General features: G+C 33.2%; 21 protein-coding genes. 12 read left to right on the forward strand and 9 right to left on the reverse strand.

The features are described from left to right. Positions 1-187: 187 nt before the first annotated feature. Positions 188-1,987 carry a DUF262 domain-containing protein gene (locus ACFPVY_RS13595; RefSeq protein WP_379792646.1) on the forward strand — a complete coding sequence of 600 codons (1,800 nt, stop codon included), beginning with the start codon at positions 188-190 and terminating at the stop codon, positions 1,985-1,987. After that, complete coding sequence (locus ACFPVY_RS13600) at positions 1,977-4,298, forward strand: DUF262 domain-containing protein (RefSeq protein ID WP_379792647.1); 2,322 nt, start codon at positions 1,977-1,979, stop codon at positions 4,296-4,298. The genes ACFPVY_RS13595 and ACFPVY_RS13600 overlap by 11 nt, the downstream gene beginning before the upstream one ends. Before the next feature lie 41 nt (positions 4,299-4,339). On the opposite strand, the gene ACFPVY_RS13605 is transcribed toward ACFPVY_RS13600, so the two are convergent. Beyond that, complete coding sequence (locus ACFPVY_RS13605; protein ID WP_379792648.1) at positions 4,340-5,779, reverse strand: tyrosine-type recombinase/integrase; 1,440 nt, start codon at positions 5,777-5,779, stop codon at positions 4,340-4,342. Between the two features lie 414 nt (positions 5,780-6,193). Between ACFPVY_RS13605 and ACFPVY_RS13610 the strand changes: the two genes are divergently transcribed. Both ACFPVY_RS13610 and ACFPVY_RS13615 read left to right on the forward strand, forming a co-directional pair. Beyond that, positions 6,194-6,685 carry a DUF1877 family protein gene (locus ACFPVY_RS13610; protein ID WP_379792649.1) on the forward strand — a complete coding sequence of 164 codons (492 nt, stop codon included), beginning with the start codon at positions 6,194-6,196 and terminating at the stop codon, positions 6,683-6,685. Between the two features lie 149 nt (positions 6,686-6,834). Next, a complete protein-coding gene (locus ACFPVY_RS13615) occupies positions 6,835-7,200 on the forward strand; it encodes a nuclear transport factor 2 family protein (protein ID WP_379792650.1) in 366 nt (121 codons plus the stop codon). Position 7,201: 1 nt separating this feature from the next. Here ACFPVY_RS13615 and ACFPVY_RS13620 read toward each other — a convergent pair whose 3' ends face one another. Both ACFPVY_RS13620 and ACFPVY_RS13625 read right to left on the reverse strand, forming a co-directional pair. Beyond that, on the reverse strand, positions 7,202-8,158 hold the full coding sequence (locus ACFPVY_RS13620; RefSeq protein WP_379792651.1) for a bestrophin family protein: 957 nt from the start codon (positions 8,156-8,158) through the stop codon (positions 7,202-7,204). A 193-nt stretch (positions 8,159-8,351) separates the two neighbouring features. After that, positions 8,352-8,741: a Fur family transcriptional regulator gene (locus tag ACFPVY_RS13625; RefSeq protein ID WP_379792652.1), complete on the reverse strand. Its 390-nt coding sequence runs from the start codon at positions 8,739-8,741 to the stop codon at positions 8,352-8,354. A 116-nt stretch (positions 8,742-8,857) separates the two neighbouring features. On the opposite strand from ACFPVY_RS13625, the gene ACFPVY_RS13630 reads away from it, so the two are divergent. Continuing rightward, complete coding sequence (locus ACFPVY_RS13630) at positions 8,858-9,763, forward strand: NAD(P)/FAD-dependent oxidoreductase (RefSeq protein WP_379792653.1); 906 nt, start codon at positions 8,858-8,860, stop codon at positions 9,761-9,763. Here ACFPVY_RS13630 and ACFPVY_RS13635 read toward each other — a convergent pair. After that, complete coding sequence (locus ACFPVY_RS13635) at positions 9,760-12,606, reverse strand: PAS domain-containing protein (RefSeq protein WP_379792654.1); 2,847 nt, start codon at positions 12,604-12,606, stop codon at positions 9,760-9,762. The two genes, ACFPVY_RS13630 and ACFPVY_RS13635, sit on opposite strands and share 4 nt — an antisense overlap. A 398-nt stretch (positions 12,607-13,004) precedes the next feature. On the opposite strand from ACFPVY_RS13635, the gene ACFPVY_RS13640 reads away from it, so the two are divergent. Continuing rightward, complete coding sequence (locus tag ACFPVY_RS13640) at positions 13,005-14,144, forward strand: peptidoglycan DD-metalloendopeptidase family protein (RefSeq protein ID WP_379792655.1); 1,140 nt, start codon at positions 13,005-13,007, stop codon at positions 14,142-14,144. 96 nt (positions 14,145-14,240) lie between these two features. Next, positions 14,241-15,422, forward strand: coding sequence for an MFS transporter (locus ACFPVY_RS13645; RefSeq protein ID WP_379792656.1), 1,182 nt, complete (start codon positions 14,241-14,243; stop codon positions 15,420-15,422). Between the two features lie 20 nt (positions 15,423-15,442). Here ACFPVY_RS13645 and ACFPVY_RS13650 read toward each other — a convergent pair whose 3' ends face one another. The 4 genes from ACFPVY_RS13650 to ACFPVY_RS13665 all read right to left on the reverse strand — a co-directional run bounded on the left by ACFPVY_RS13650 (position 15,443) and on the right by ACFPVY_RS13665 (position 20,331). Continuing rightward, complete coding sequence (locus ACFPVY_RS13650) at positions 15,443-17,227, reverse strand: chondroitinase-B domain-containing protein (RefSeq protein ID WP_379792657.1); 1,785 nt, start codon at positions 17,225-17,227, stop codon at positions 15,443-15,445. A gap of 271 nt (positions 17,228-17,498) precedes the next feature. Further along, entirely contained in the window at positions 17,499-18,164 is a 666-nt protein-coding gene (locus tag ACFPVY_RS13655) for a response regulator (RefSeq protein ID WP_379792658.1), read from the reverse strand. Between the two features lie 11 nt (positions 18,165-18,175). Further along, positions 18,176-20,071 (reverse strand): tetratricopeptide repeat-containing sensor histidine kinase, encoded by a 1,896-nt coding sequence (locus ACFPVY_RS13660; protein ID WP_379792659.1) that lies wholly within the window; start codon positions 20,069-20,071, stop codon positions 18,176-18,178. A gap of 86 nt (positions 20,072-20,157) precedes the next feature. Continuing rightward, positions 20,158-20,331, reverse strand: a complete 174-nt coding sequence (locus ACFPVY_RS13665; protein ID WP_379792660.1) for a hypothetical protein — start codon at positions 20,329-20,331, stop codon at positions 20,158-20,160. Between the two features lie 338 nt (positions 20,332-20,669). Here ACFPVY_RS13665 and ACFPVY_RS13670 point away from each other — a divergent pair, with 338 nt between their 5' ends. The 4 genes from ACFPVY_RS13670 (at position 20,670) to ACFPVY_RS13685 (ending at position 24,733) form a co-directional block, all read left to right on the forward strand. Continuing rightward, entirely contained in the window at positions 20,670-21,554 is an 885-nt protein-coding gene (locus ACFPVY_RS13670; RefSeq protein WP_379792661.1) for a hypothetical protein, read from the forward strand. Between the two features lie 262 nt (positions 21,555-21,816). Beyond that, positions 21,817-23,253 carry a transcriptional regulator gene (locus tag ACFPVY_RS13675; protein WP_379792662.1) on the forward strand — a complete coding sequence of 479 codons (1,437 nt, stop codon included), beginning with the start codon at positions 21,817-21,819 and terminating at the stop codon, positions 23,251-23,253. A 438-nt stretch (positions 23,254-23,691) separates the two neighbouring features. Further along, positions 23,692-24,396 (forward strand): aquaporin Z, encoded by a 705-nt coding sequence (gene aqpZ / locus ACFPVY_RS13680; RefSeq protein ID WP_379792663.1) that lies wholly within the window; start codon positions 23,692-23,694, stop codon positions 24,394-24,396. A gap of 136 nt (positions 24,397-24,532) precedes the next feature. Continuing rightward, positions 24,533-24,733, forward strand: coding sequence for a hypothetical protein (locus ACFPVY_RS13685; protein ID WP_379792665.1), 201 nt, complete (start codon positions 24,533-24,535; stop codon positions 24,731-24,733). A gap of 31 nt (positions 24,734-24,764) precedes the next feature. Here the strand turns inward: ACFPVY_RS13685 and ACFPVY_RS13690 are convergent, their stop codons facing one another. Next, entirely contained in the window at positions 24,765-25,352 is a 588-nt protein-coding gene (locus ACFPVY_RS13690) for a riboflavin synthase (protein ID WP_379792667.1), read from the reverse strand. Between the two features lie 57 nt (positions 25,353-25,409). On the opposite strand from ACFPVY_RS13690, the gene pdxA reads away from it, so the two are divergent. After that, positions 25,410-26,459 (forward strand): 4-hydroxythreonine-4-phosphate dehydrogenase PdxA, encoded by a 1,050-nt coding sequence (gene pdxA / locus ACFPVY_RS13695; protein ID WP_379792709.1) that lies wholly within the window; start codon positions 25,410-25,412, stop codon positions 26,457-26,459. Positions 26,460-26,511 lie beyond the last annotated feature (52 nt).

Consider the following 26,511-nt stretch of genomic DNA (forward strand, 5'->3'; position numbering starts at 1 on the left):
GCACTATGGGAAAAGTAATGAATTTGATTACAAATAATTGGAAAGCTCCCTTGTTTGGAGTAAGGTTATTGCAAGCATTTTATTTCCTTTAATTTATAGTTACAGGTAACCCAATATAACGACGTGATAACAACATTGATAGGCATAAAATAAAGAAAGCAAGCCTACACATCACCTACAAAAGACAATGGAAAACAAAAATATATCGATAAAAACAATCAGTTCCTTATTGGAAAGTAACTTCTTTATTCCATCTTACCAAAGAGGTTATCGTTGGACAGAGCAACAAGTAACAGACTTATTGAATGACATCAATGAGTTTTCGCCAAAAGAAATTCCCAATTCAAATGAAAAAACTTGGTATTGTTTACAACCAATTGTTGTAAAACAAAAAGATAAAAACGAATGGGATGTAATTGACGGACAGCAACGTATTACAACAACCTTCCTAATTTTGCATTATTTAAATCAAAGTTATGTTGAAAATCGCCAAAAAAAATTGTTTGGATTAAAATATGAAACCAGAGAAAATTCAGCTGATTACTTGCAAAAACAATTAAACGGGGAAGCTATAAATGACACGAACATTGATTATCATTTTATTTCGTCAGCGTATAAAACAATTTGCGATTGGTTCAAAAACAAAGGAGGACAATTTGATATAAATACGTTTGAATCAAAATTCAATTTTTCTACGAAAGTTATTTGGTATGAAGCTTCGAAAGATGAAGATTCAATTAATATTTTCACGAGAATCAACAGCGGAAAAATTCCTCTAACAAATGCGGAATTGATAAAGGCTTTGTTTTTGAATAGTTCAAATTTCGCAAATGCGGACACAGAAAAACTTCGTTTAAAACAATTAGAAATTTCATCAGAATGGGACAGAATTGAATATGCTTTACAAGATGATTCGTTTTGGTACTTCGTCAACAAAAATGAAAACGACTTGGCGACAAGAATAGAATTTATTTTCAATTTAATGTACGAAGTGGCACAAGCAAATGATGAAGAGATTTTTCAAAGAAAACAATTGAACATAAAAACTAAAGAACAAATTGAAGAAAGACGAAAAGAATACCCGACAATTGCCGAGAGGTTCGGGAATGATGATTATTCAACTTTTCGTTTCTTCAACAATCAATTCAAAGAAAAATCAACAGATGAAGTAGATAAAAATTGGAAAAAAATCAAAATATATTTCCAAACACTTGAAGAATGGTACAATGACAGAGAACTGTACCACAAAGTTGGCTATTTGATTTCGATTGGAACAAATATCAAAAACATTCTCAAAGAGAAAAAAGAAAAATCCAAAATAGAATTTTCAGATTGGGTAAAACAAGAAATACAATCCAAATTTAAAAATATGAATTTGGGAGAAGTAGTATATAACGGAAGGTATGTTCGTGAAATTTTATTGCTTCAAAACATACAGACAATGCTCAACAACGAAAACGAAACTAATCGCTTTCCTTTTGACCGATACAAAAAAGAATCGTGGGATGTTGAACATATTCACGCAATTGCGACAGAAGTTAAAGTGAAAAAAGAAAATCAAGTTGTATGGCTGAATAATAACTTTATTAAAACAGTGTATCATCAAGACGAAAATATAGACAAACAAATTGAGCAAATTATAAAATCGGGTAAAACAATAGACGAAAATGAATTTGATGATATTATTGACTATGTATTGGGCGAAGAAGATAACAGTATTCGAAACCTTTGTTTGTTAGATAGTGGAACAAACCGTTCTTATAAAAATGATTCTTTCACGGAAAAAAGAAAAAAAATAATTAAAAGAGAAATTGAAGGGATTTATATTCCTATTTGTACTAAAAATGTTTTTATGAAATACTATTCTGCTAACGTTAAAGACATTGAGGTTTGGAATGAAAACGATAGAACATCGTATTTTGAAAAGATACAAAAAGTAATCAATCACTATTTATCTCAAACGACATTAGTAGGAAATGAGCAGTAACCCAACATCAGAAAAATTAACTTTTCTTGAGTTAATTAATAAACACAAAATCGAAATTCCTCTTATACAAAGAGATTATGCTCAGGGAAGAGAGGAAAAGGCAGAAATTAGAATTAACTTTTTGAACACATTACTTGAAGCGGTTAATGGTAAAAAATTAGAGTTAGATTTTGTTTATGGTAGCGTAAACAAAGATAAAAATGGCGTTACAGCCTTACAACCACTTGATGGACAACAACGTTTAACAACTTTATTTTTGTTGCACTGGTTTGTTGCAATTAAAGAAAATAAGTTATACGATGAATTGAAAAACAACTTGATAAAATTCTCTTACGAAACACGCACAAGCTCTCGGGAATTTTGCAATGACTTAATTAATAAAGGAATTGATTTTAATAATTTATTAGAAACAGATTATCACGATAAAGAAAAAGCAAAGCCAAAGAACAACGAATTATCAAAAACAATAATTGATAGTTCTTGGTTTTTTCTTTCGTGGAAAAGAGACCCTACAATAAAATCAATGCTTACAATGTTGGATTCTATTCAGCAAACTTTTCAACACAAAATAGAGCTTTGGGACAACTTGAAAAATGTTAGTTTCCATTACATAGAACTGCAGGATTTCGGTCTTTCCGATGATTTGTATATCAAAATGAACGCAAGAGGAAAACCTCTTACTGATTTTGAAAATTTCAAAGCAAAGTTTGAACAATACATTAAACAGATTATATATAAAACTGATGAGAAAGGGAATAAGGTATTAGAGAACGGTAAAGAATTTATTTTAAAAGATAATTGGGAAAAGAATTTGGAACCCAATGACGCTGATACATTTGAAGAAAAAAATATAAAAATAAAAGAATACTTCAGTTACAAAATTGACACGCTATGGACAGATTTGTTTTGGAATTTTCGTGATAAAAATGAAAACATAATTGACGAACAACGTCTGAATTTTTTCAGAACAATGGCGGTAATTAATTACACGCTGAAAGCTAATAATAAAGACGATAAATTCAGAAAGAATGTTGATGTATTGAGAGGGGGTCAAACAATCTCATTCAATAAATATTTAGAGTTGGATTGTTTTGATGGAGATTATTTTAATACATTAAAGTCAGTTTTAAATAAAATCGCAGATAAAAAAGGGTTGAAAGAATTTCTTTCCGACACGACTTATGCAAATGAAAAAGAAATTTTCAATGGTGCAATTAAAAATAATTTAGGTTACGCTGAACTGTTGAAATTATTTGCTTTATATCAGTTTTTGGCTTGTGAAAATGATATTAATGAAATAAATCTTCAAAATTGGATGAGAATAGTCCGAAACCTTGTCGAGGCACACCGCTTATATTATGACAATGCAAACACTTTTGCAGATTCATTATTATTTTTGTCAAAACTCATTCCTTATAGAAATAAGATTGTTGAATATTTTAGAGATTCCGTAAGTCCTGAAGATAAAGGTTTTCCAAAATTCATAATTGAAGAAGAAAAAATAAAAGCAAATCTAATTCTACAAAATGATGATTGGAAAAAAGCAATTATTGAAATTGAAAATCACGGTTATTTCAATGGACAAATCGGTTTTGTATTAGACTGGTGTAAAGACGAAAATGGAATATATAGTTCTAAAAAATTCACGGAATACGCAGAAAAATCAAAAGCAATATTTAGTGAAGAGGGTTTGAAAAACTATGACAATTTTCTTTTTGAAAGGGCGTTATTAGCCACAGGAGATTATTTATTATCTAAAGGAAGAAATCGTAGTTTCTTAATCAATAAAGGACGTGATTTGCGTGATATTAGTTGGAAAAGATTAATAAGAGATAACAATAAACAACGCAAAGTTTTGAAATCACTTTTTGATAAAATCAACCCAATATCGTTAAATCAAGATTTAGAAAAAATTGTTGACGATTTTTCAGATAAAAATGATTGGCGATATTATTTCGTTAAACAATTTGAAATGATTAATTCTTGTGGAGAACAAAAACTTATACGGACAGACGATGTTAAATTCGATATTCTTTTGTTAGGTTCAACAATGACAAGTGGATTTCATAAAGAATATTACTCTTACTCTCTTTTTATAGAATTATCGAACAGTCTTTCATTAGCTGAGGATTTATACAGAGACCAAAAGTCTGTAGAATATTGGAAATATTTTGAATTAAACGGACAACAAATAGCATTTGATTGTAAGACAAAAAAATACGTTTGGACACAAAATTACGAGTGGGTCTACAAAAAGGAATATGGCAACAGAGAAAAAGCAATATCAGAGCTTATAAAAGCCGTAATGTGAGATATGATAGATTGCAAAAAAAAGGGTTGCTATTACTAAGCCTAGTATTTATAAAGTTTCGAGTTGCTTTCTTTTTGTAATTCTTCAAAAAAAAGAACAGCTTTATTTAAAAGTGACCTCTTATCGTAATATGTTGCCATTGATGTAGCTTTCTTGTTAGGGTGCGTCACCAACTCAATAATTGTTTGTGATATTCCAAGATTACTAAGGTTTGAATAAAATGATTTACGCAAATCGTGACTGGTAACTATGTCATCAATTTTACTTTCTTCTCGTACAGTACCACGCCTATAAGTATAATGTGTGATAAGTGTAGTTGGTGTCACTTCTGCTAATTTGAATAATTTTTTTATATTTTGATTTAGCCTTGAATTATCTGGGAATTTAGGGAACTCACTATTGTTAGTTCTTAATGTCTCTAAAGCCAGAGGTAATAATGGTATTATGCATTCCGTTTCAGTCTTGTTTTGGTAGGAACGTATATAATAAAAGCTCTTGGTGTTATCCTTAAAATGTTGTATTTTTTCTTTATGAGCCTCAACCATACTTTCATATCTCATTCCTGTGAGAGAAGACAATATAACATACTGCTTGGTGATTTTCATATCTTCATCATTTGTGCAATAATTCGCTATCTTAATTAAATTCGCTTCATTTACAAATATGTCTTTAGCTGCTGCTTTTTCCTTTAATACTAGATTGTGGTTACTTACGTCTAAGCTAATTGTGTTTCCATCTTTCAATGCGGATTTGCATATAAGAATCAATAATTTTTGGTATTTTATTATTCCATTTACTGAAAAGCCATTTTTCTTAATCTGTTGCGCTCTTTTACCTTCAACTTCTTCTAAGGATAGCACTCCACTTAACACGTCATCTTGAAAATTCCAAAAATCCCAATATGTAGATTCGTTAAGATTTTCAAAAGTTAAAGTTGTTTGAAAGTGCTTTTCGTATTTTTCTGTATAATATAATAATGTGCGATAGGTTTTTATGCGGCCTTCTGATAACGCATTTTTTTTACCGCTCCCTTTTATGTCTTCTAAATTTCCAATGTAGTTTTTTAAATATTTGTGAACTGTGGTAGTAGACTTGATTTCTTTGTCTTTTCTGCCCAATTGTACCAACAACTTTTCTTTGAACTCGGTTGAGGTAGGATAGGTGTTATCTATAGTGTAATGGGAATACAACTTGTCAATTTGCTTTTCAAAGTGACTTATTTTAAACTTAATTCCTGCGTTAGATTTAGAATATTTGTCAAAAATCACTTGGTCGAATTTATAATTGTTTGATATTTTGCCAAAATTGGAAGGTTTTATGGTGCTTTCTAAGCTTACCTTAACACGTTTATATTTTTTTGTACCATTCAGATATTCTGTAAAACCAGCGCTAATTTCAGCTATAATTAATTCTGGTTTATCCCTTTTTTCAGGATTAGTATCTTTAGCTTCAAGTTTATATGTTACTACAGGTTTTTTCATAAAGCAAATATAGTCACTACGGTAAAAAATACGGTAAAATTAGATGATTAATATTGTCGCATTTTGGTGTTTAATGATTTGACTATTTTTTGTAAGTCCTCTGATATATAGCTAATTTATTTTTATTTAGTTGGTTTTTAATTGTATAAGAAATATTATCTATGGTTCAGGTGGGACCACATTTTTAGAATATAAAGCCTTTGCAGAAATGTAAGGGCTTTTTTGTTTTATCGACAAATATTTTTGAAATATGTTTACTATCATTGAAACTAACGATTCACAATTTTTGCCTTTTCTTCAGCAAAGTTTAAATTTGGCAAAAGATGATCCGAATATAAGTCCTGATTGGACAAGTTGTTCAAATAATGCTATCAAAGCACTGTCTCAACAAACTTGAAGTAAAAAAAAGACCTTATGGGAATGATATTGGAATTTTATCGTTTATCAGATGAAAAGATAATTAAACTGAAAAATCAATCAGAGCAATCTTTTGCAGAATATTTGGAACAGAATTACGCATCAGTTTATGGAAAAGAACACAAAGAAAACGATACAGTATTTTCTCTAGATAAAACCTGGGATGTGATTAGATTTTTAATCATTGAAGCAGACAAAACTGAACACAAAATTTTGTCCGGAGTTTATGGAGAACCGCTGAATGGAAGCTTTTACAACGGCTATAATTTTTTGTTTTCAGAAAACGTAAAACTAATTAGCCACACACTTCAGAAAATTCACTACGAAGATTTGCTAAAATTTTATAACGAAGAAAAAATGAAGAGCCAAATGATTTACAATGCAACAAATTTCCAATTGAAGTTTTTAAAAGAGGAATTTGAAATTTTAAAGTTGGCATTTGAAAAGTCTTCGCAATTGGATTCAGCTTTGATAATAAATATTGGTTAGTAAGTTTTTAATTGCACAATTTTTTTAAAAAATTAAGCTCATTACGAATTACTCAATTTTACCCTTTAAAATTTCAAAAATCAAAAATTAACATCAGATATATTCTAAAAAATTAATATCTTGTTATTGAATACCAAACGATGACGAGGATGCTTGACGATAAAAAACTTTTAGACCAACTGGAAAAAATTTTACAGGAGGCAGTTGTCAAAAATGATCTAAAAAAACTCCAAAAAATAATACACCACGATTTTAACTACACCGATGAATTTGGCACAACATACGACTGTCTGGCTGATCTTCAGGCAAGAAATGCAGTTGTTCCAAAATTAGAATCTTTGGAAGTTTTAAGTCGGGATGTGAAATTTTTCGATAACGTGGCGGTAGTTAATTGCCATGAATTACGCATAGGCACACTTGATGGAAAACCGTTTGAAGCCAATTATTTCGTTAGCAGAATCTGGAAAAAAAAATCAAGATGGTGTCTGCTCAGTGTCACCTTGTCTCGGCTTTAATTTACATCACAACGCCCATTTCCGTTTTTGGCCTGGTCGGCATATCGATATCGCCATACATTTCCTTCACATTTTCTTCGACCGTCAAACTAATCGAACTCAACGGCGTGTCGTCCATTCTGTTTTCAAACGGATCTTCGGTTCTTTCTCCAATATAATCCAATGCAAGAAATACAAAGTTGATCACAATCGACAGCGGAATATTCACCCAGCCTAATTCTTCAATAAAAGCAAAAGGAATCAACGTTCCGTGAATTGTCACGAAAACTCTCGAGAAAAAACTATAAGGTCTCGGCAACGGAGTGTTTTTAATTCGTTCGCTCATACCTTGATGATTGTTAAATTCAGTAAGAGTTTCGCTGAGTTTCACAAATCGATAATCAGAAAGCCAGCCGTTTTCAAAAGCCGTTTTCAGATCATCGCCTTGAAGTTTCAGCAAATGGTTCGGCGGATTTTTTTTAGAAATTGCTTCGTCATATTCTTTCTGGCTCAAAAATTTTCTGATTTCGCCATAGCCATTTTTTACCTCAATTATTTCTCTAATATTCGTTTCGTTATAGTCGTGTTTCTGGCGAAGATAGACTCTCAGCGCATTTACAAACGCGATGTGGCGGTACAATAATCGGTTTCTCAGGTATTCAAAATCGTCATTTTTGGAACCATTCGGGATAATCATTGTCAATACTTCTCTTGCCCAAGATCTGCTGAAATTTACAATCAGACCCCAGATTTTTCGAGCTTCCCACCAGCGTTCATAGGCATTATTGTTCTTAAAACCCAGATAAATCGCTAACGCCGTACTTAAAGTTGCGACAGCATTAAAAGGAAGATTTAAACTCGTGATGTCAAAAATTTCATGGATAAGATATACGGAAACCGACAGCGCCACAAAATAAAGTAACTTAAGTCGAGTGTAATAAATAATGTGTTTCCAATTCAGATTTCTAGAGATAATCATAGTTAAAGTCGTTTGAGAATCTAAAATTAGGATTTTGATTTGTCTTTAGAAAGCTATTATAATTTTGTTATGACAGTTTTGTTAACTATTTATAATTTGTTTGGAGATAATGCAATAGAATAAATTTTTACGAGAAGATTTTAGTGATAACGCAAATATTTTACCGCAAATCAGTTAAATTTCCTCAAGAAGTTTATTGGCAATCCGGACAAATACCACTAACAAGACATTGTATTTCATGAACTTGGTATTCTTTCGGAAGATGAATTGTGGGTTCGCTGTTTTCAACGCAAGAAACTTTTTGGCATTTTACGCAATTGAAATGAACGTGATCATGGCGGTGTTTGTCCAAGCATTTATTGCAAATCGCATATTGAATTACGCCGTCAACACCAGTAATTTTATGAATTTTTCCGTCATCGTGAAGTTTGTCTAACGCTCTGTAAATCGTCACGCGATCGCAAAAATCGTTCATAATTAACTGAAAATCTTTGTGTGCAAGTGCTTGTTTTTTTTCTGCCAAGATTTGAAGAATCTTATTTCTTACAGCAGAACTCCTTTCACGAACAATTTTCTTTTCCATTTTACAAATTTACGAAAAATATTAAAAGCAATTATGTTGCCTTTAAAAATTCAACTATATTTGCAACATTGTTGCGTTTATTAAATAAAATTGGTTCCACTTTTAAATTCTTGAATATGAAAAACGATACTATTTTTGATGTAATTATTGTTGGAGGAAGTTACGCAGGCCTTTCCGCTGCGATGGCTTTAGGGAGATCGCTTCGTAATGTTTTGATAATTGATGCCGGAAAACCTTGCAATCGGCAGACGCCACATTCACATAATTTTTTGACCCAAGACGGAAAATCTCCAGCCGAAATTTCAGCATTGGCGAAAAAACAAGTTCTCGAATATAAAACGATTTCTTTTCATGAAGGAACCGCTTCAACTGCAAAAAAGGAAGATTTCGGATTTTCCGTAAGTACAAATTCTAACGAAATTTTTAAATCCAAAAAACTCATCTTGGCCACCGGCTTAAAAGATATTTTTCCGGATATTCTCGGATTTTCAGAATGTTGGGGAATCTCAATTTTGCACTGTCCATATTGTCACGGTTACGAAGTTAGAAATCAAGAAACCGGAATTTTTGCTAATGGCGAAATGGCTTTTGAACTGGCAAAACTAATTAGCAATTGGACAAAATCACTTACAGTTTTTACAAACGGAGAAGCCAATCTAACGAAAGAGCAATTGGCGAAACTTAATGAACGCGATATAAAAGTGAACGAAAAATCGATTTTAAAAGTAAATCATTCAAAGGGTTATGTAAAAGATATCGAGTTTATTGATGGTTCAAAAACTTTGGTAAAAGCAATTTATGCACGACCAGATTTGCAACAAAATAGTGAAATTCCAAAGCAATTGGGCTGTGAAATTTTAGAAAATGGATTGCTAAAAACCGACGCTCTACAAAAAACTACCGTTCCAGATGTTTATGCTTGTGGCGATAATGCCGCAATGCGGTCGCTTTCAATGGCAGTTTCCACAGGATCACTTGCCGGCGCGATGGTAAATAAAGATTTGATTTTTGAAAATTTTTAAGGCTTTGCTTTTAGTTGTTTCAAAGGTAAAATCACGATAAATTTTGCTCCAAAATCATCATTTCCTTCGGCTGAAATGGCTCCGTGGTGATTTTGGACAATTTTTTTACACATTGCCAGACCAATTCCGGTTCCTTCATAATCTGTTTTTCCGTGTAATCGCTGAAAAATATGGAATATTCGTTCTGCATATTCTTCTTTAAAACCAATTCCGTTGTCAAGATATATGATTTTTAAGTACTTGAGCTTCGGATTTGATAATTTGTATTTTTCAATTTCTTCAGGAGTTACATCTTCAGAAGTTATCGTGATTTCTGGCGGAATTCCAGCTCTGCTGTATTTCAAGGAATTAGAAATTAAATTTCCAAAAAGCTGTGAAATTTGTAACGGAATCGCTTCAATCGCGGGCAATTCGCTCCAATGTAAGGAAGCTTCTTTCTGCTCAATAATCAACTCAAAATCAGAAATTATTCCTTTTAATGATTTGTTTAAATCCACTTTCCTAAAAACTTCGTTATCTTTTGAAAGTTGGGAATAACCCAAAATATCTTTGATCAAATTTGACATTCTTTGCGTAGAATGATTGATTTTGTTCATATAATTTAATGAACGATCGCTGATATTTTCCAGGCTTTCTTCAAGCATTTTTCCAAATATCGAAATTTTTCGCAAAGGTTCCTGAAGATCGTGCGAAGCGATGTAAGCAAATTGCTCTAGCTCGGCATTTGATTCCTTCAAGTTATTGTTGGCTTCCGCCAAAGCTTTTGTCCTTTCGGCAACAATTTCCTCAATTTTTTTTCTTGCATAAACCTGTTGTGTAACGTCGCTGGCCACCACAATAATGCTTTGCACAATGCCGTATGCATCTTTTATCGGCTCATAAATGTAGCTGGCATAAATTGTTTTTGTGCCATCGCCATCGGGCAAATGAAATTCTTGATCTTCTGATTTATAAGAGTTTCCGTGTTGCATTATGTTGTCCAAAATCGGTTTCAATCCGTCATCTCTCATTTCGGGCATCGCCTCAAAAAACGGTTTGCCTAAAATAAATGAAGCTTTTCTGCCCAGCATTTCCTCCATCATTGAGTTGACGACTTCAAAAATATAATCCTTCCCATTAAAAATACAGATCGCAACCGGAGCCTGTAAAATCATGGAACGAAAGTTATTTTCGCTTTTTTCAAGTTCTTTTTTAACTAAAACTTCGCTGGTCACATCAACGGCCATATGGTGAATTCCATAGACTTTTCCCAGATTATTTCGAAGCGGTTTGTAGGTGAAATTGAAATAAAAATCCTGTAATTTTCCGTCAACAAGAATCGTTGCTTTTTCTTCGGTTCCTTTATATTCAATTCCGGTTTCGTACACCTTTTTCAATAATTTTGGGAAATCCTGATCTTGAAGTTCCGGGAGCGCATCGGTAAAAGTTTTGCCGATAACGGAAGAATCGCGTCCCCAATATTTGAGCATTATGTCATTGGCATACTGAAGTTTTATATCTTTTCCTTTATAAAGTGCGGCGGCGACCGAAGAATTTTCAATCAGAGTTCGATAGCGGTACTCACTTTCTTCCAGTTTTTGAAGCGCCACATTTAATTCGGTGACATCGGCGGCGGTGTTCATTACGCCATAAACTTCGCCAAAAGCATCAAAAAGTGGCGTGAAACTATAATTGAAATAAAACGTTTTTAACTCTCCATCATGAACAAGATTGATTCTCTGGTTTTTTGCGTGGAAAGCTTTTCCAGTTGTAAAAACGCTTTCAAGTTGAGGATAAATTTCTTGCGTTTCTAGTTCTGGCAAAACTTCAGAATACAATTTTCCAACAACATCTTTTTTCCCCCAAACGTCAAGAATCGATTGATTTACAAACTCAATTCGCATTTCTTTTCCGATGTAAACGCCAATCGGAAACGGCGCGCTTTCGATAAAACTTCTAAGTTGCTGTGCCGTTTTTTCTAATTCATTTTGCGTTTCGATTTTTGCATTTATTGCAATTTCAAGATTTTTTTCTTTCTCTAAAAGTTCCTTTTTGCCTAAAATTTGTTCTGTCACATCATTGGCAATGGTCATAACGCCAATCGGAATTTTTTTATCTTCTTCGTAATAAGGTTGCATCACAAAGTTATAGTAAGCAAATTCTTCCCGACCATTTTTAAAAATCATCACAGGCGTTTCATAAGCGGTGTAAGGAATTCCAGAAAGCCTGACATCGTGGATAATTTCGGCAAATCCTTGCGCTTCAATTTCTGGCAGAATTTCTAAAAGCGGTTTTCCAATTACACTGCTGTCTTTTCCCCACATTTCAAGCGTGGGCTGATTGGCAAGATCCACGATCATATCTGGCCCTCTAAAAATATGTATTCCTGCCGACGATTGCATAAACAGGTTGTGCGCCTGTTCGTGATGCTTGATTTCCTGATTTTTCTGTTGCGATTGAATTAATTCAGTCACGTCTTCAACAGTGTGAATTATATATAGAACTTGATCATTTTTTAAAAGAGGTTTGTTTTTTACGCTCCAATATTTCTCGATAAAAACGCCAGATTCGTCTGAAACGTCATATCTATGTGCCGCCAATCGCGAAGTTTTTTTCTCCAAAATACAAGTTTCAAATGATTCCCGAAGTATTGATTCTCCAGAACTTTCGGGGAATTTTGGATTCGGCGGGAAATTCTTGAAAATTCCTGCGCCAATTAACTCTTCGCGAGAAACTCCTGCAATTTGAACATATTCATCTGTTACAGAAATTATCTCAAAGTTGTTAGTTAAGGCATTAATCAATGCGCTTTTCTCGTGCATTGCTTCAAAAATAGTCTTGAAATCAATTAGGTTGTATTGCAATTTTTTGGTATTTAAAGATGCGGAAAGATGGAAACTTAAAAATAACACTTTCTGGGTAAAACGACAAATCATTTTAGGACTTTCACCCAAAAAATTAACGATTTTAGACTTAAACGACTTTGAATAACAATTGGTTGTGTATTCAAATAGATTTTTTTGATCTGCGGTAAAAATGTTATTTTCTTACAAAATTTATTTTATAGAAATGTAATCCTTTATATTTGAAATAAGTAAAGAAAAAATCGTTTTTAGTTTAAGTTAATAGTGTAGGTAAAACCTATAGTCCTTGATAAGCTATAGGTTTTTTTTATTTGTAAGAATTTAATTATTAGCAAGTTACTGGTTTTAAATAATTCTTAAAATAAATTTTTGGCATAATTCCTGCATGTATCTTAAGTATGAAAAGAAGAATTATTGTTTATCCGTTAGTGTTCGGATTTATGGCACTCTTGCTTTTAGGCTGTGCGAATATTACCAAAGTTACCGACTCCATCACCAATCCCGATGCCCGAAAAATTTATGAAAGAGAATTCAAAACGCAACCCGCTGTGTTTGAAGCCTGGACCGCTGTTTTTGAACAATCAAAATTAGACAGTCTTTCAGTTTCTTTGCCTTACGGCGAAAAAGGAAAATTTATTCCGACAAAAAATGTCGCTTACAGTTATACTTTACAATTAATCGAAGGCGAAGTTCTGACGGCAAATGTGGAGCGTGATTCGATAAAACAACAAGTTTTTATTGATGTATTTGAGTGGAATGAAGGTTCAAAAACCTTTGTGGAAGCTATTAAAACCGATACGTCCAAAATTGAATATGTTCCTAAGAATTCAGGCGTTTACAAAATAATTATTCAACCAGAAATTGGTGCTGATTCTGATTTCTTCATTGCTTTAAACAAAAAACCGGTATATGGATTTCCAGTTTCCGGAAAAGGAAATGCTGCAATCCAGAGTTTTTGGGGAAATGTACGCGATGGGGGAAAAAGATCGCACGAAGGTATTGATATTTTTGCTAAAAAAGGAACTCCGGTGGTCGCGGTTTATGACGGAACTATCAGCAGAACTGGCAATATGGGCCTTGGTGGTAAACAAGTTTGGCAACGAACCGGGCTGTTTGGTAATTCGATTTATTATGCACATTTAGACAGTATTGCCATTGAATCTGGCGCGAAAGTAAAAGCCGGCGACACGTTGGGATTTGTCGGAAATACTGGAAACGCCAGATTCACGCCGCCACATCTTCATTTTGGGATTTATAAAGGTTATCAAGGTGCGGTTGATCCGTTGCCATTTGTATATGAAACGGCTCAAATTACGTCGAAATCATATCCGAAGAATTTTAAAAATAATTATCTGAAAGTCAAAGGAAGTAAAGCTAATCTTAGAAAAAATCCAGAAACAAACGGCGCGAAAGTGGGAGAGTTGTTGGCTGACGAAAAGATAATTTTATTGGGACAAACTAAGGATTGGTTGCATATTCGAACTGCTTTAAACCAAAAGGCATTTTTGCACAAAAGTTTGGCCATAGAAATTAAATAGACCGAAATTAAACTGTGATTTTGGTTGAGTTTTTTGGCGAATTGAGGTCAATATTGCCTTTTGTGTTTCGTATCTTTGCACGCTTAAATTAAGCATATGAGTTCCTCTGGCGCAGTTCACCCAATTTACAACACACATTTCGGACTGGTTTGCTTGAGTTCGCTTCTGTTTTCGGCAAGTTTTAATATGCTAATTCCAGAATTGCCCGACTATTTAAGTGGTTTGGGAGGAGCTGAATACAAGGGTTTAATTATCGCATTATTTACTTTAACGGCGGGAATTTCAAGACCTTTCAGCGGAAGATTGACTGATACTTTAGGACGCGTTCCGGTAATGGCCGTTGGTTCTATTGTCTGTTTTGTCTGCGGATTATTGTATCCGGTTTTAACCACCGTTTCCGGATTTTTATTCTTGCGATTAATCCACGGATTTTCTACCGGTTTTAAGCCGACAGCAACAGCGGCGTATGTTGCAGATATTGTTCCAAGAGAAAGATGGGGCGAAGCTTTGGGAATTCACGGACTTTGTTTCAGCACCGGAATGGCCATTGGTCCGGCAATCGGAAGTACGATCAAGATTTATTCTTCGATGAATATGCTTTTTTATGCGTCTTCGGTTTTTGCCTTGCTTTCAATCATTATTCTTTTTAATATGAAGGAAACCTTGAAATACAAACAGCGTTTTAGTCTTCATATTTTAAAAATTTCTAGAAAAGATATTATTGCGGTTGAGGTGCTTCCGGCAGCGGTTGTGACTTTTTTATCGTATATGTCATACGGCGTTATTTTGACTTTGATTCCAGATTGGAGCGATCACCTTGGCATTGCCAATAAAGGACTATTCTTTATGGTTTTTACGCTGGCATCGCTCTTGATTCGATTTGTCGCAGGAAAAGCTTCTGATAAATATGGAAGGCTAAAACTGATAAATATCGGTCTGATTTTCTTGATTATTTCGCTTGTAGTCATGGCATTTTCTACTTCTTCCGAAGGGTTACTTTTGGGTTCGGCAATTTATGGAATCGCTACCGGAATTGTTTCTCCTGCATTAAACGCTTGGACGGTTGACATGAGTTTTCCTGAACACAGAGGAAAGGCGATGGCCACAATGTATATTGCTCTTGAAGCCGGAATTGGTTTGGGAGCATTAATTTCTGGATTTATTTATCAGGATGAATTGGCGAAAATTCCGATGCTGATGTATGCTGTTTCTGGGGTTACATTTTTGTCTTTGGTGTATGTTTGGTACCGTTTAAAATATAAAAAAGCTACCGTTTAAAGTAGCTTTTCTAAAGGTTTTTAATTTTTCAAAATCTTGTAAGTTCCCGATTTTGAGCCAGCGTTTACTTTTACGAGATATAATCCTGCTGGTTGATTTTCGAGGTTAAATTTTATATTTTCTTCAGATTGTTTATGGTTTTCTTCCAAAATCAATTTTGCATGAACATCATAAACCGAAACAGTAACTTCATTGAAATCAGTTTGATTCAAGTTTATTTCAAAATTTCCGGCTGTTGGATTCGGAAATATTTTTACACTTAAAAAGTCTTTTGAAACTACAGAAAGTGATTCTTCCGAAGCAAAAGGACCGACATCATTTATTGTTACTGGAAAATAAGTTGGAGTTGCCGTGCTAAAATGATCTGCTCCGGCATTGCTTGAAGTTGGTCGCGATTGTCCGTCAATATCTTCGTTTACATTTAAGGAAGGAACGCCGCTTGCAATTATTGGCGAAGTATTGGTCGATTTCCAGATCGTTCCGGTCAATGCTAAATTTGGATTTTGAACGGAAGCTTGTGTTGAATTAAACGCCGGACCGCCATCAATAACAGTCGCATTTGCGGTTGGATAAAAAATATTGTTCATCCAAGAAACTTCGCCAAGTTGATCGTTGAAAATTTTAACCATGCTGTTTTGAGAGCCAGTGACCAAGTTATTTGCGATCGTAATATCTTGTAATTTAATATTGTAAGAACCGTTTGATTTTGCATAACCAATTTGAATTCCGTGTGCGTTATTGACCAACGTGTTGTAAGCAATTGTTATACTTTCTCCTCTAAAATGAAGGCTAAAATCAGTATTTACGCCAGTAATTGCGTCGCCTTGCGTTAGCGTTATCGGCGCGTCAAACATGGTTCCTTGAAGTCCTTCTAAGTAATTATTTTTAATGATGTGGTCTTTGCCATAAGCCCTGATTCCGCCGGTGTAAATGGGCGTTGTGCCAAATAACCCGTTTGGTTTTCCTCCTCCGAAAAAATAATTTCCTTCGGCGATATTTCTATTTCCTTGGCGTAATGTCAGCGAGCCATAATTTCTGTTAAAAGTGTTGTGTCTTATTATGTTATCGCACGATTTAACCGAAACAATTTCTGGGTCGCCGTCACATTCTTCAAATAAATTAAACTCAACAGTTGTGTTGCCGCTTGATTGTGATAGTTGACTGTTCCCAATTCTGATCGCTTCCTTTTCGTTCTCAAGTCTTGGTCCGTTGTTGTAAAAATAATTGTGGTCAATTCTGTCATATTGAGATTGTTGATTCACGGTTTGGTCTTGATTGTAAGTTCCGTCAAGCGTGATGTAATTTCCGGCAGTTGTTTTGTTTTTGAAAATATTGTGGTCAATTCGGTTGTGATGGCTCAAGAATTGAAACGTATAATCGTTGTAATATCCGGTAACGACAACCCATTTTACCGAAGAAGTTGCTGCCAATTCAAAAACATTTCTAGTAATTCTGATGTTATTCGAAGCTTCAAGTTTTACCAAAGTGCTGTTGCTTTGGCAATTGAAAACAAAACCTTCTAAAATAATATGCGCAGATTTTTTAAAAACAAAAGCGGAATTTCCGGTCAAGGTTACACCGCCCACGGTTTGCGCTTTGATAGTTATTGGATTTTCAGCCGTAGCGATTTTAGTAAAACTGCAATAAAAATCAGGATAAGTTCCATCCGGAATTACAAATGTTGATCCAGGCGTCGCTGCGTTTACAAGCGTCTGAAGACTTGTATCTGTTGTCACGGTGGTTTGAGAATTTGCTATCAGACAAATAAATAGCGCGAAAAACGATAAAAAGTATTTTTTACTCATAATTTTAAAAATAAAGGATAAAATTCGATTAAATTGGTTAACCAAATATACGATATTTTTAATATCGTAATTTTTATCAGTTATTTTTGCATATTATTTAAATAAAATAAATATTAATTGTTTGTAATTTATAAAATGAGCCTCTGTGAAGTTATTGATTGCATTATCTTAAGCAAATTAAGAATTAACTAAAACGTTTTCGTGAAGCGAATTTGTGAATTCTGATATGATTTGTCTATTTTTTAGCAAAGAGGTTGACCAATTTAAATATTTATATTAATCCTAAATCTTTTGCATTGCTAATCAGATGAATAGTGTTTTTTGCTTTGAAATACGTTTTAAGTTTTAAAATGCGTTTCTCAATGCTACTATTGCTTGTTGGAATATTTTGCGCTTTAAATTTTTCAACAATTTCAGACTGAGTCAATCCGTTTGATAAAAGCTTAATTAATTTGAGGTCAAATTCTTCAATTTCAATGATCTTGGAAGTCTTTACTACGTGAGATAATTTTGAGTCGATATAATCTTCGTCTTCTTCAGCTAAAAATAAAATCGCTTTTTCTAGTTCCATTGAGCCATACCTTCCTTTTGAAACAAATCCATTGATGCCACAAATGTCAAAAAGCTGTTTGATTTTATATGATTTATCTTCAATCGAGTACGCGATAATTTTTAAGTCTGGTTGTGATTCTCTTGTGGCTCTGATCAATTCTTCGCCCGACGATAAGATGACTTCACGATGATCTTGTACAAAAGACAAATCGGTTATGAGCAAATCAAAAGGTTCGTCGTCAAGTTTGGCTTTTTTTATTTTTAGATAAGCTTCGTCGCAATATTTGCTGTGATGAATTTCAGCTTTTGTTAGTTCTGAAATTTGCGCAATTACTGAATTTTGAATGCTATCAATGTCTTCGGCGATTAGAATTTTTTTAAACATAACTTTTGATTTTATGAAGGAAGCGTGATTAAAATTTTCACTCCTTTGTTTGTCTTTTTGTCAAAAGTAATCGTTCCGTTGATTCCAGAAATACGGTTTTCCACATTTTGAAGGCCGTTTTTAAAAAAAGTTTTTCCTTCGCTAAATCCAACGCCATTATCAGAATAATTGACGCTAATGTTTTTGTTGGTAAAATCAAATTTAATCATGGTAAGGCTCGCCTGGCTGTGCTTTTTCATGTTAATCATCAACTCTTGAAGAATTCTAAAAATAGTTGTTTTTTTATTTTCGTCGACTGAATTCCAGTTGATGCTATTTTCTTCAATAATGATGACATTTAAATTTTCAGTTTGATAATCAGACAGCATTTGTTTTAATTGCAAAGGATAATTATCGCCCAAATCAATCGGACTATTTTCTCTCGAAATATCGCGTGTTCTACTGTAAACACTGTCTAAATCCGTAAGAAGAGTTTCTTTTTTATCAAGAATTTCAAGATTTTGGTTGTTGGCAAAATTCATGATATTATAAACGTCATTTGCCAATTCATCATGCACTTTTTTTGAAATACGAGTTTCCGTATTGTAGATTTCTTTTTGTTTTTCTATCGCATTTCTAATTTTGACGACTTTAAAAAAAAGGTAGCTTAACAACAGTAAAATTATCGTCGAGGTAATGGCCAAGAAGCTTCTGTTTTTGGCACGTTCTGCAATCAATTTGTTTTCTGCATTTTCTGCTTTTTCCTTTAAAAATCGTTCTTCCGTTTCTTTATTGTCAAATTTTAATTTAGAAAACTGATTTTTTGCATTTTCTTTTTCATAATTAATGCTGTCGTTAAGCTTGACATAATTTGAAAAAAGACGGTCAATTTCCAATTTGCTCGTTGCTGTTTTTGACAATAATTCAAGTGATTTCAACTTTGAATCGGCATCTTTTAATTTATCAGAAAGGACAAAAGCTTTTTTAGCATATTTATTTGATAGCTCAGGATCAGTGTTGAGGTAATAATTTGAAAGATTTAAGTTGGAAGCAATTAATCCGAGTTCGTCGTTGATTGAATCTTTGATTTTAAGAGATTCCAACATAAATTTTATACCTTTTGTGTCTCCGTTCAAATAATAAGTGTAGCCCAAATTATCTAACGCGCGCGCTTTACTTTCAATATGTGAATCAAGATTTTTTGAGGAAAATATCTCAGAATAAATAGTTATTGCTTTTTGATATTCTTTTTCTTCCTGATAAACTTTTGCGATATTATTTTTAATGATGTCCTTAAACAACTCTGTATCTGCATATTTCAAGGCTTCCTTATAATAAGATAAAGCCGCGTCAAAATCTCTAACATTTTCAAGAGAAAGTCCAATCATATTATTAAGATGCGAAATATATTCTCTGTTTTCGCTTTGATTTAACAAGTTCAAACCTTCTGTCGCATATTCTTGAACGTCATTAAAATTTGAAGTTTCCATCGCAATTTCAGAAAGTCTCAATAAGTTATATCCAGCTCTAAGGCTGTCTTTTAAAAAAAGATATTCGTTTTTCGCCTTTTGGAAATAAAAATAACTGGAATCTTTTTTAGCGGAAGAATTTGCTTTTAGAGAAAAATATCCTGCTTTTAAACTGGCATCTTTACTTTTTGATGCAATTTTTTTCAATTGATTTAAATTATAATCAAGGCTGTCTCCTTTTGCTTCAATATCATTTTGAATTTTAACATACAGAGCTGAATATAATACAGACAAATCACTTTTGTTTTTTGCCAAACGGAAAGCCTTATCTGCTGATTCAGAACGTTTTTCTAAAGTTAAAGAGTAATCTAGCGACTTCGCTGCATAAAAAGAAATACTGTCAGCATCGTTATTTTTACTGCTAAATTCATTTCGTTTTTCAACACAAGAGAAATACAATAAAAAATAAAAAAATCGGGGAGCATTGCTTCATGAAAGAAATGTTTCCCCGAAATTAGTAAAAAGATTACATTAATCTTGAAAAATTAACCGCCATTTCCTGGTGGTGGTGGAGGTGGTTTTACAGGAGGAACTGTTCCGGTACCACCAGAATCTGCGCTGGGATTAGATTGTGCGTTGTCAGAAACGCTATCAGCATCGCACGAAATAATTGAGGCGCACGAAATGATAATTGCTAAAGCAAAAAATATTTTTTTCATAAATAAATTCGTTGAAAATTTGACAATAGCTTACCTTCCAAAAAAAATATTTCGGTTAAATTGGCAAGCAAATTTTTGGGTCAAAACCCTTTTTTTGGGAAGTCAGCGAATCAAACAGAAGGAGTAATTATACTTCCCAGAAAATTATTTCACATCTGCTTGAAGTCGCTGTTTTTGAATCAGTTTTGTACATTTGTTCTCGATGCATTCAAGATCCGGTAAACTTGATTCTGTTGCAAAGTAAGGGCGGGTTTTGTCAGGGATTGTCAATGGATTCCGATGATTCCGAGAAATCCGATTGATTCCGAATTTATTTAGATAGAAGCTATTTGTATGATATGAAAATTACTCTTGAAGATTATAAAAAAGCTATTTTAGAAGAATATGAGCTAGCTAAAAATGGAGAAAAAAGTCACTATCTTTTAGATCCAACTCCTGCCAGTTTAAAAAAATTGGCATCAGAAATGTGTGAACATCTTTCTTATCAGGATGCGATTACGTTTAAAATTTTCTTTGGTTTTAAGTCAGATATAGAAAATAAAAGCAAGGCGATTTTAAATTTTGATACTGATAAATTTCGGCCATTGAGCAAATTTTTAAACGGAAAATCAAATTTGCAAGAGATTCAAAGTGCAAATCTTTTGGCGGTATTTGTTGATTTGGAAATTAGGCCTTTTTTAAAATTTACTCAAAATCAAATCGAAGATAATAGGAACGATGAGGTTCCAAGAGAATTTAAAAAAAATGGGGGAGAAATAGAAAATGTGTCTAAGGAAATAATTCTACAAAACGAAGCGAAGGTAAACCTTCAGAATTTCGAAAATATTTCAAAAAAGGTCACTTTTTCAAAACCAATAATGCTTTTTTGTGTTGGGATATTCGTGGCGTTATCGGCTTTTTCAGTGCAAAAAGCATTCGAAAAAAAATGCATGATTTGGAAGGATGATCATTATGAAAAAATAGATTGTGAAAACTCAGCAAACGAATTTGCAGGTTATTCGACCGCAATGCCAATTGATAATAATTTACTTAAAAATTTTAAAAGAATAAAAGTTTCTGACACAACCACTTTTTTTAAAAATGAAAAGCCAGTTGTTTGGTACTTAAAGCAAAACAATGAATGTGAGTTTTTTAATGCTCCAGGTTTGCATCCCATAAATAAAAAAACGTTGAAAGAAGTAACGCCTCATATTATTAAGGCGCACGTTTTTGACAGAGATTAATTTTTTTGTATTAAAAACGGCTAATTTAAAAATATTTAAAAATTTTGAGAGTTGAGAATAAATCAAAAAATATTTGACAAATTAATTGTTTTTTAATTTTAATATTGTTGTTAAACAGTTTATTTTTAATAATTTAACAGATATTTTTTGTATTTCTCTTAAATAAAATGTTTTGTTATTTCTATTCATAAATTTTATTATTTTGCATCCCATATTATAATGACTTAGCCTGTTCTTAACAAGATTATTGAACTCTGCATTTATGAAATGTATATTAAGCCTTTATTTTCTTCTCATTTTAAGTAGTACAAGTTTCTCTCAAAACTTTGAAACCACTCAAATTGATAGTATTCTTCGTGTTGTCGAGCGATTGGAAAAGCACGATTATCCTTATGGAATTACGTTGAGTCTAAAGACTTACGATGATTCAAAAAAACTGGATTATAAAGAAGGTATGCTTTCTAGTTTGTTACTAGCAAGTCGTGAGCAATATGAATTGGGAAAATTTGAAGACGCAATCAAAAATGCCTCAGAGGCCGAAAATATAGCTAACTATCTCATTGATTTTAAATCCCTTTCTGACGCTTTAAGATTAAGAGGTGTTTCTTTCACCCGATTAAAAAATTACAAAAGCGGAAGAATTTATTTAAAAAGAGCCTTGATAAGTGCGGGAAAACTTAATGATGTTCAAACAAAAAGTTCTCGAATCGGCGTTATATATAATGATATCGCATTTTCAATCGATCAAAATCATGGCGACTTAGATTCTGTAGCTTATTTTTATAGAAAAGGCTATCGCGAATTTGAGAAAATGGCGCTTAACAATTCTTTAAAAAATAAAACTTTATCGTTGGCTTGCTCCAATGTAGGTTCGGCATTTTTGAGGGCAAAAGAGTTAGATTCAGCGCAGTATTATCTTGACAGAGCTTTGCAACTTGCAAATTCTGTTGATCATAATGTGGTTATAGCAAATACTTTAAATGATTTGGGAAGTTTGTATTATCTGAAAAAAGATTATAATTCTTCAATAGATCGTTTTCAAAAAGGTATTTTAATTGCTAAAAAAATTAAAAATCCTTACATCTTGGCGTCTTTGTATTTAGGGATTTCAAAGGCTTTGAAAAAAGCAAATGATAACATCGGTTCTTCAAAATTTCTTTCCGAATATATTTCATTGAGTGACAGCTTAAAGAATTCTGGAAATTTAGATAACGAAAGCAAAAAATTATTGGAGCAAGAAAAAATAATTGTGGAGCCAATCAGGTCGACGCGATCATTTATTTTTATACTTTTTTTATCCTTAGTTTTCATTGGAATCATCTATCTCGCTTTGGGAAGAAGCAGAAAAGTAAAGAAAGTAGAAGTTGTTGATGAGACGATAAAAAATAATGCAAATCATGTAGATGAAAATCTTTTAAAGAGAATCGTCTTTCTCGCAAAAGAAGATGATCCATCATTTTTGGGAATATTTAAAGAAGCATATCCGGGGTTTTATAAAAAAATAAATGAAATTAATCCAAATTTAATTGCCGGAGAGCAAAAAATGTGCGGTCTTTTAAAATTGGATTTTACTACAAAGGAAATCGCCACCTGCACCAATTCATCTGTGAGAGCGGTCGAAGCAAAGAAATATCGTTTAAGAAAAAAATTAAGTATCGCATCTGAAGAAGATATAAATGTTTGGATGATGAATATTTAAAAGATATTTATAAATAAATGAGCCTCCTATTTTGGAGGCTTTTTTATAAAGTTATGTCACAACAAAACGAAATAGTTGTAAATAAAACCTCTAAACTTTAGTTTTCAGATTTAGTTAAAACAGTATTTATATTGTTTTCTAAGCATTTAACTACTCACTTTTTATAAATAACAGAATATAAGGTGTTTTTAATATTAAATACCTGTACTTAAATACCTGTAAAACAGTATTTTATTTTTTATTTTTTTTAATGAGTAGATATGAGTATTTAAATTTTTGTTAGCAAAATAGAGCTTGTATTTCTTTGTCTCGCAATAAGATGCTAAAGCTTTAGCAACAAGTTCAATAGAGAAAAAACTGAGTTTTTGGGAATTTCTCTTTAAGGAACTTAAATGGAATGCCAATTGCAATTTTGAATAAAATAAATTATTAAAACAAATGACAAAAAAATTAATTGCCGAATTTGTAGGTACTCTTTGGTTGGTTTTAGGTGGATGTGGTAGTGCTGTTTTAGCGGCCTCAATTCCAGAATTAAATGCAGGAATTGGATATGTTGGAGTATCCTTAGCATTCGGGTTGACCGTTTTAACAATGGTTTACACAATAGGAAATGTTTCTGGTTGCCATTTAAATCCGGCAATTTCAATTGGACTTTGGATTGCTGGGCGATTCCAAAGAAACGAAGTCATTCCGTATATTATTTCACAGGTTTTAGGAGGTTTAGCTGGCGCCTCAATTCTTTATTTAATAGCAAGCGGTCAGCCGAGTTTTGAAATTGGAGGATTCGCAGCAAACGGTTATGGGATACACTCGCCAAACCAATATGATATTTTTTCTGTTCTGACCACAGAATTAATTATGACATTTATATTTATGTTAATTATCCTTGGCGCAACGCACGAATCTGCACCAAAAGGTTTTGCAGGAATAGCGATTGGTTTAGGGTTAACGTTAATTCATTTAATAAGTATTCCTGTTTCAAATACTTCTGTAAATCCAGCAAGAAGTACGAGTCAGGCAATTTTTGTTGGCGGATGGGCGATTGAACAATTATGGTTATTTTGGCTTGCGCCAATTGCAGGTGCGATTATGGCCGGATTATTTTATGATTTTCTTTCCTCAGAAACTGTCGTTGAGTCATAACTAAAAATGCACTTGGGTTGATTTCCAACGTTTTCGTATTAAATTATCTTTTTTTAAACTTTAATTTAAACTATAAAACATTTTGTAAAATCGAATTTTTATTTACTTTTACCGGATATTAAGATTGTCCCAAACAATGAGAAATATTGCAATTATTTTTTTTGCGTTCACACAAGTTATGCTCGCTGCGCCACCAGAGCCTCAGCCATACACAACTACCCCGCCTCCTGTAGGACTGCCAATTGATAGTGGGGTTTGGGTGCTTTTAATAGCAGCTGTAATCTTTTCTTTTTATAAATTGAAACCACTTTTAAAACATAAAAAAACTCCGATGTAAATCGGAGTTTTTTGCTTTTATGATATTCTAACTATCGCAATTGATTCAATCGAGTCACGTATTTTCCAATAACATCAAATTCTAAGTTGATTTTTGTCCCAACTTTAAAATCTTTGAAGTTCGTGTGCTCGTGCGTGTAAGGAATTATCGCCACGCTAAATTCATTTTTCTTTGAATTGACAACGGTCAAGCTCACTCCGTTAACAGTAATTGAGCCTTTTTCAATGGTAATATTATTCAAGCTTTCGTCATATTCAAAAGTGTAATACCAACTGCCGCTATTTTCTTCAACGCTTTTACAGATTCCGGTTTGGTCAACGTGGCCTTGAACAATGTGGCCATCTAATCTGTCTCCAAGTTTCATTGCCCTTTCTAAATTTACGGTATCGCCCGTTTTCCATTCGCCAATATTTGTCTTGTCAATCGATTCTTTAATTGCGGTTACCGTAAAATCATCGCCAGAAATGGCAACAACCGTCAGGCAAACGCCGTTATGAGAAACGCTTTGGTCAATTTTCAATTCATTTGTAACCGAAGAAGTTACAGTAATATGTAAATTTTCCTGATCTTTTCGTATATCTTTTATAGTCCCGAGGGTTTCAATTATTCCTGTAAACATTGTGGTTTTATTTTACTAAATTTGCACTTCAAAATTAAGGAATAATAAGGAGCAAGCATTATGAAAAAAGCAGAAAATATAATTGTTGGAATTTCAATCGGAGATTTAAACGGTATTGGAAGCGAGGTCGTTTTAAAGACTTTCGAAGATTCACGAATGCTTGAGCTTTGTACTCCGGTGATTTTTGCCAATGTAAAAATTCTTTCGTTTGCCAAAAAAAGCCTTGATGCCGGAATGCAATTGCACGGAATTGACAGCTTGGACCAAATCATTACAGGAAAAATAAATGTCTTGAATGTTTGGAAAGAAAGCGTAAACATTGAATATGGAGTAAATGATGAAAACGTAGGCAAATATGCCATCAAGTCATTTGTTGCGGCTACAAAGGCATTAAAAGAAGGTTTGGTGGATGTTTTGGTAACGGCTCCTATTAATAAGTACAACATTCAGGCGGAAGATTTTAAATTTCCGGGTCACACTGATTATTTGGACCAAGAACTTGAAGGTGATGCTTTGATGTTTATGGTTCAAGATAATTTGCGAGTTGGATTAATTACAGATCATATTCCGGTAAATGAAGTTTCGGCGCATTTGACAGAAGCTTTGATTAAGAAGAAAATTGAAACTATAAAAAAATCTTTGATTCAAGATTTTAGTATCAACAAGCCAAGAATTGCGGTTTTAGGATTAAATCCACATGCGGGTGATGGTGGCGTGATTGGGAAGGAAGATCTTGAAATAATACAACCGGTCATTAAAAAAATGTTTGAAAGCGGGACTTTGGTTTTTGGACCATATCCAGCAGATGGTTTCTTCGGAAGCAATCAATATGAAAAATATGATGCGGTAATTGCGACGTATCACGACCAAGGATTGATTCCGTTTAAGACGCTTTCTTTTGGTAATGGCGTGAACTATACGGCGGGTTTAAATAAAATCAGAACGTCTCCAGATCATGGAACGGCGTATGATATTGCAGGAAAAGGGTTGGCAGATCACAATTCATTTAAAGAGGCAGTTTATCTTGCGATAGACATTTATCACTCGCGAAATGAGTATCAGATTATTAGCCAAAATCCGCTAAAAATTAAAGAAAAACAGTTATAAACAAAAAAATGTTTATAACGCTTTTGGATTTGCAATTATTTTATATCTTTGC

Origin of the sequence: Flavobacterium qiangtangense (assembly GCF_042658345.1) — a bacterium.
In the GTDB taxonomy this organism is placed as follows: Bacteria; Bacteroidota; Bacteroidia; order Flavobacteriales; family Flavobacteriaceae; genus Flavobacterium; species Flavobacterium qiangtangense.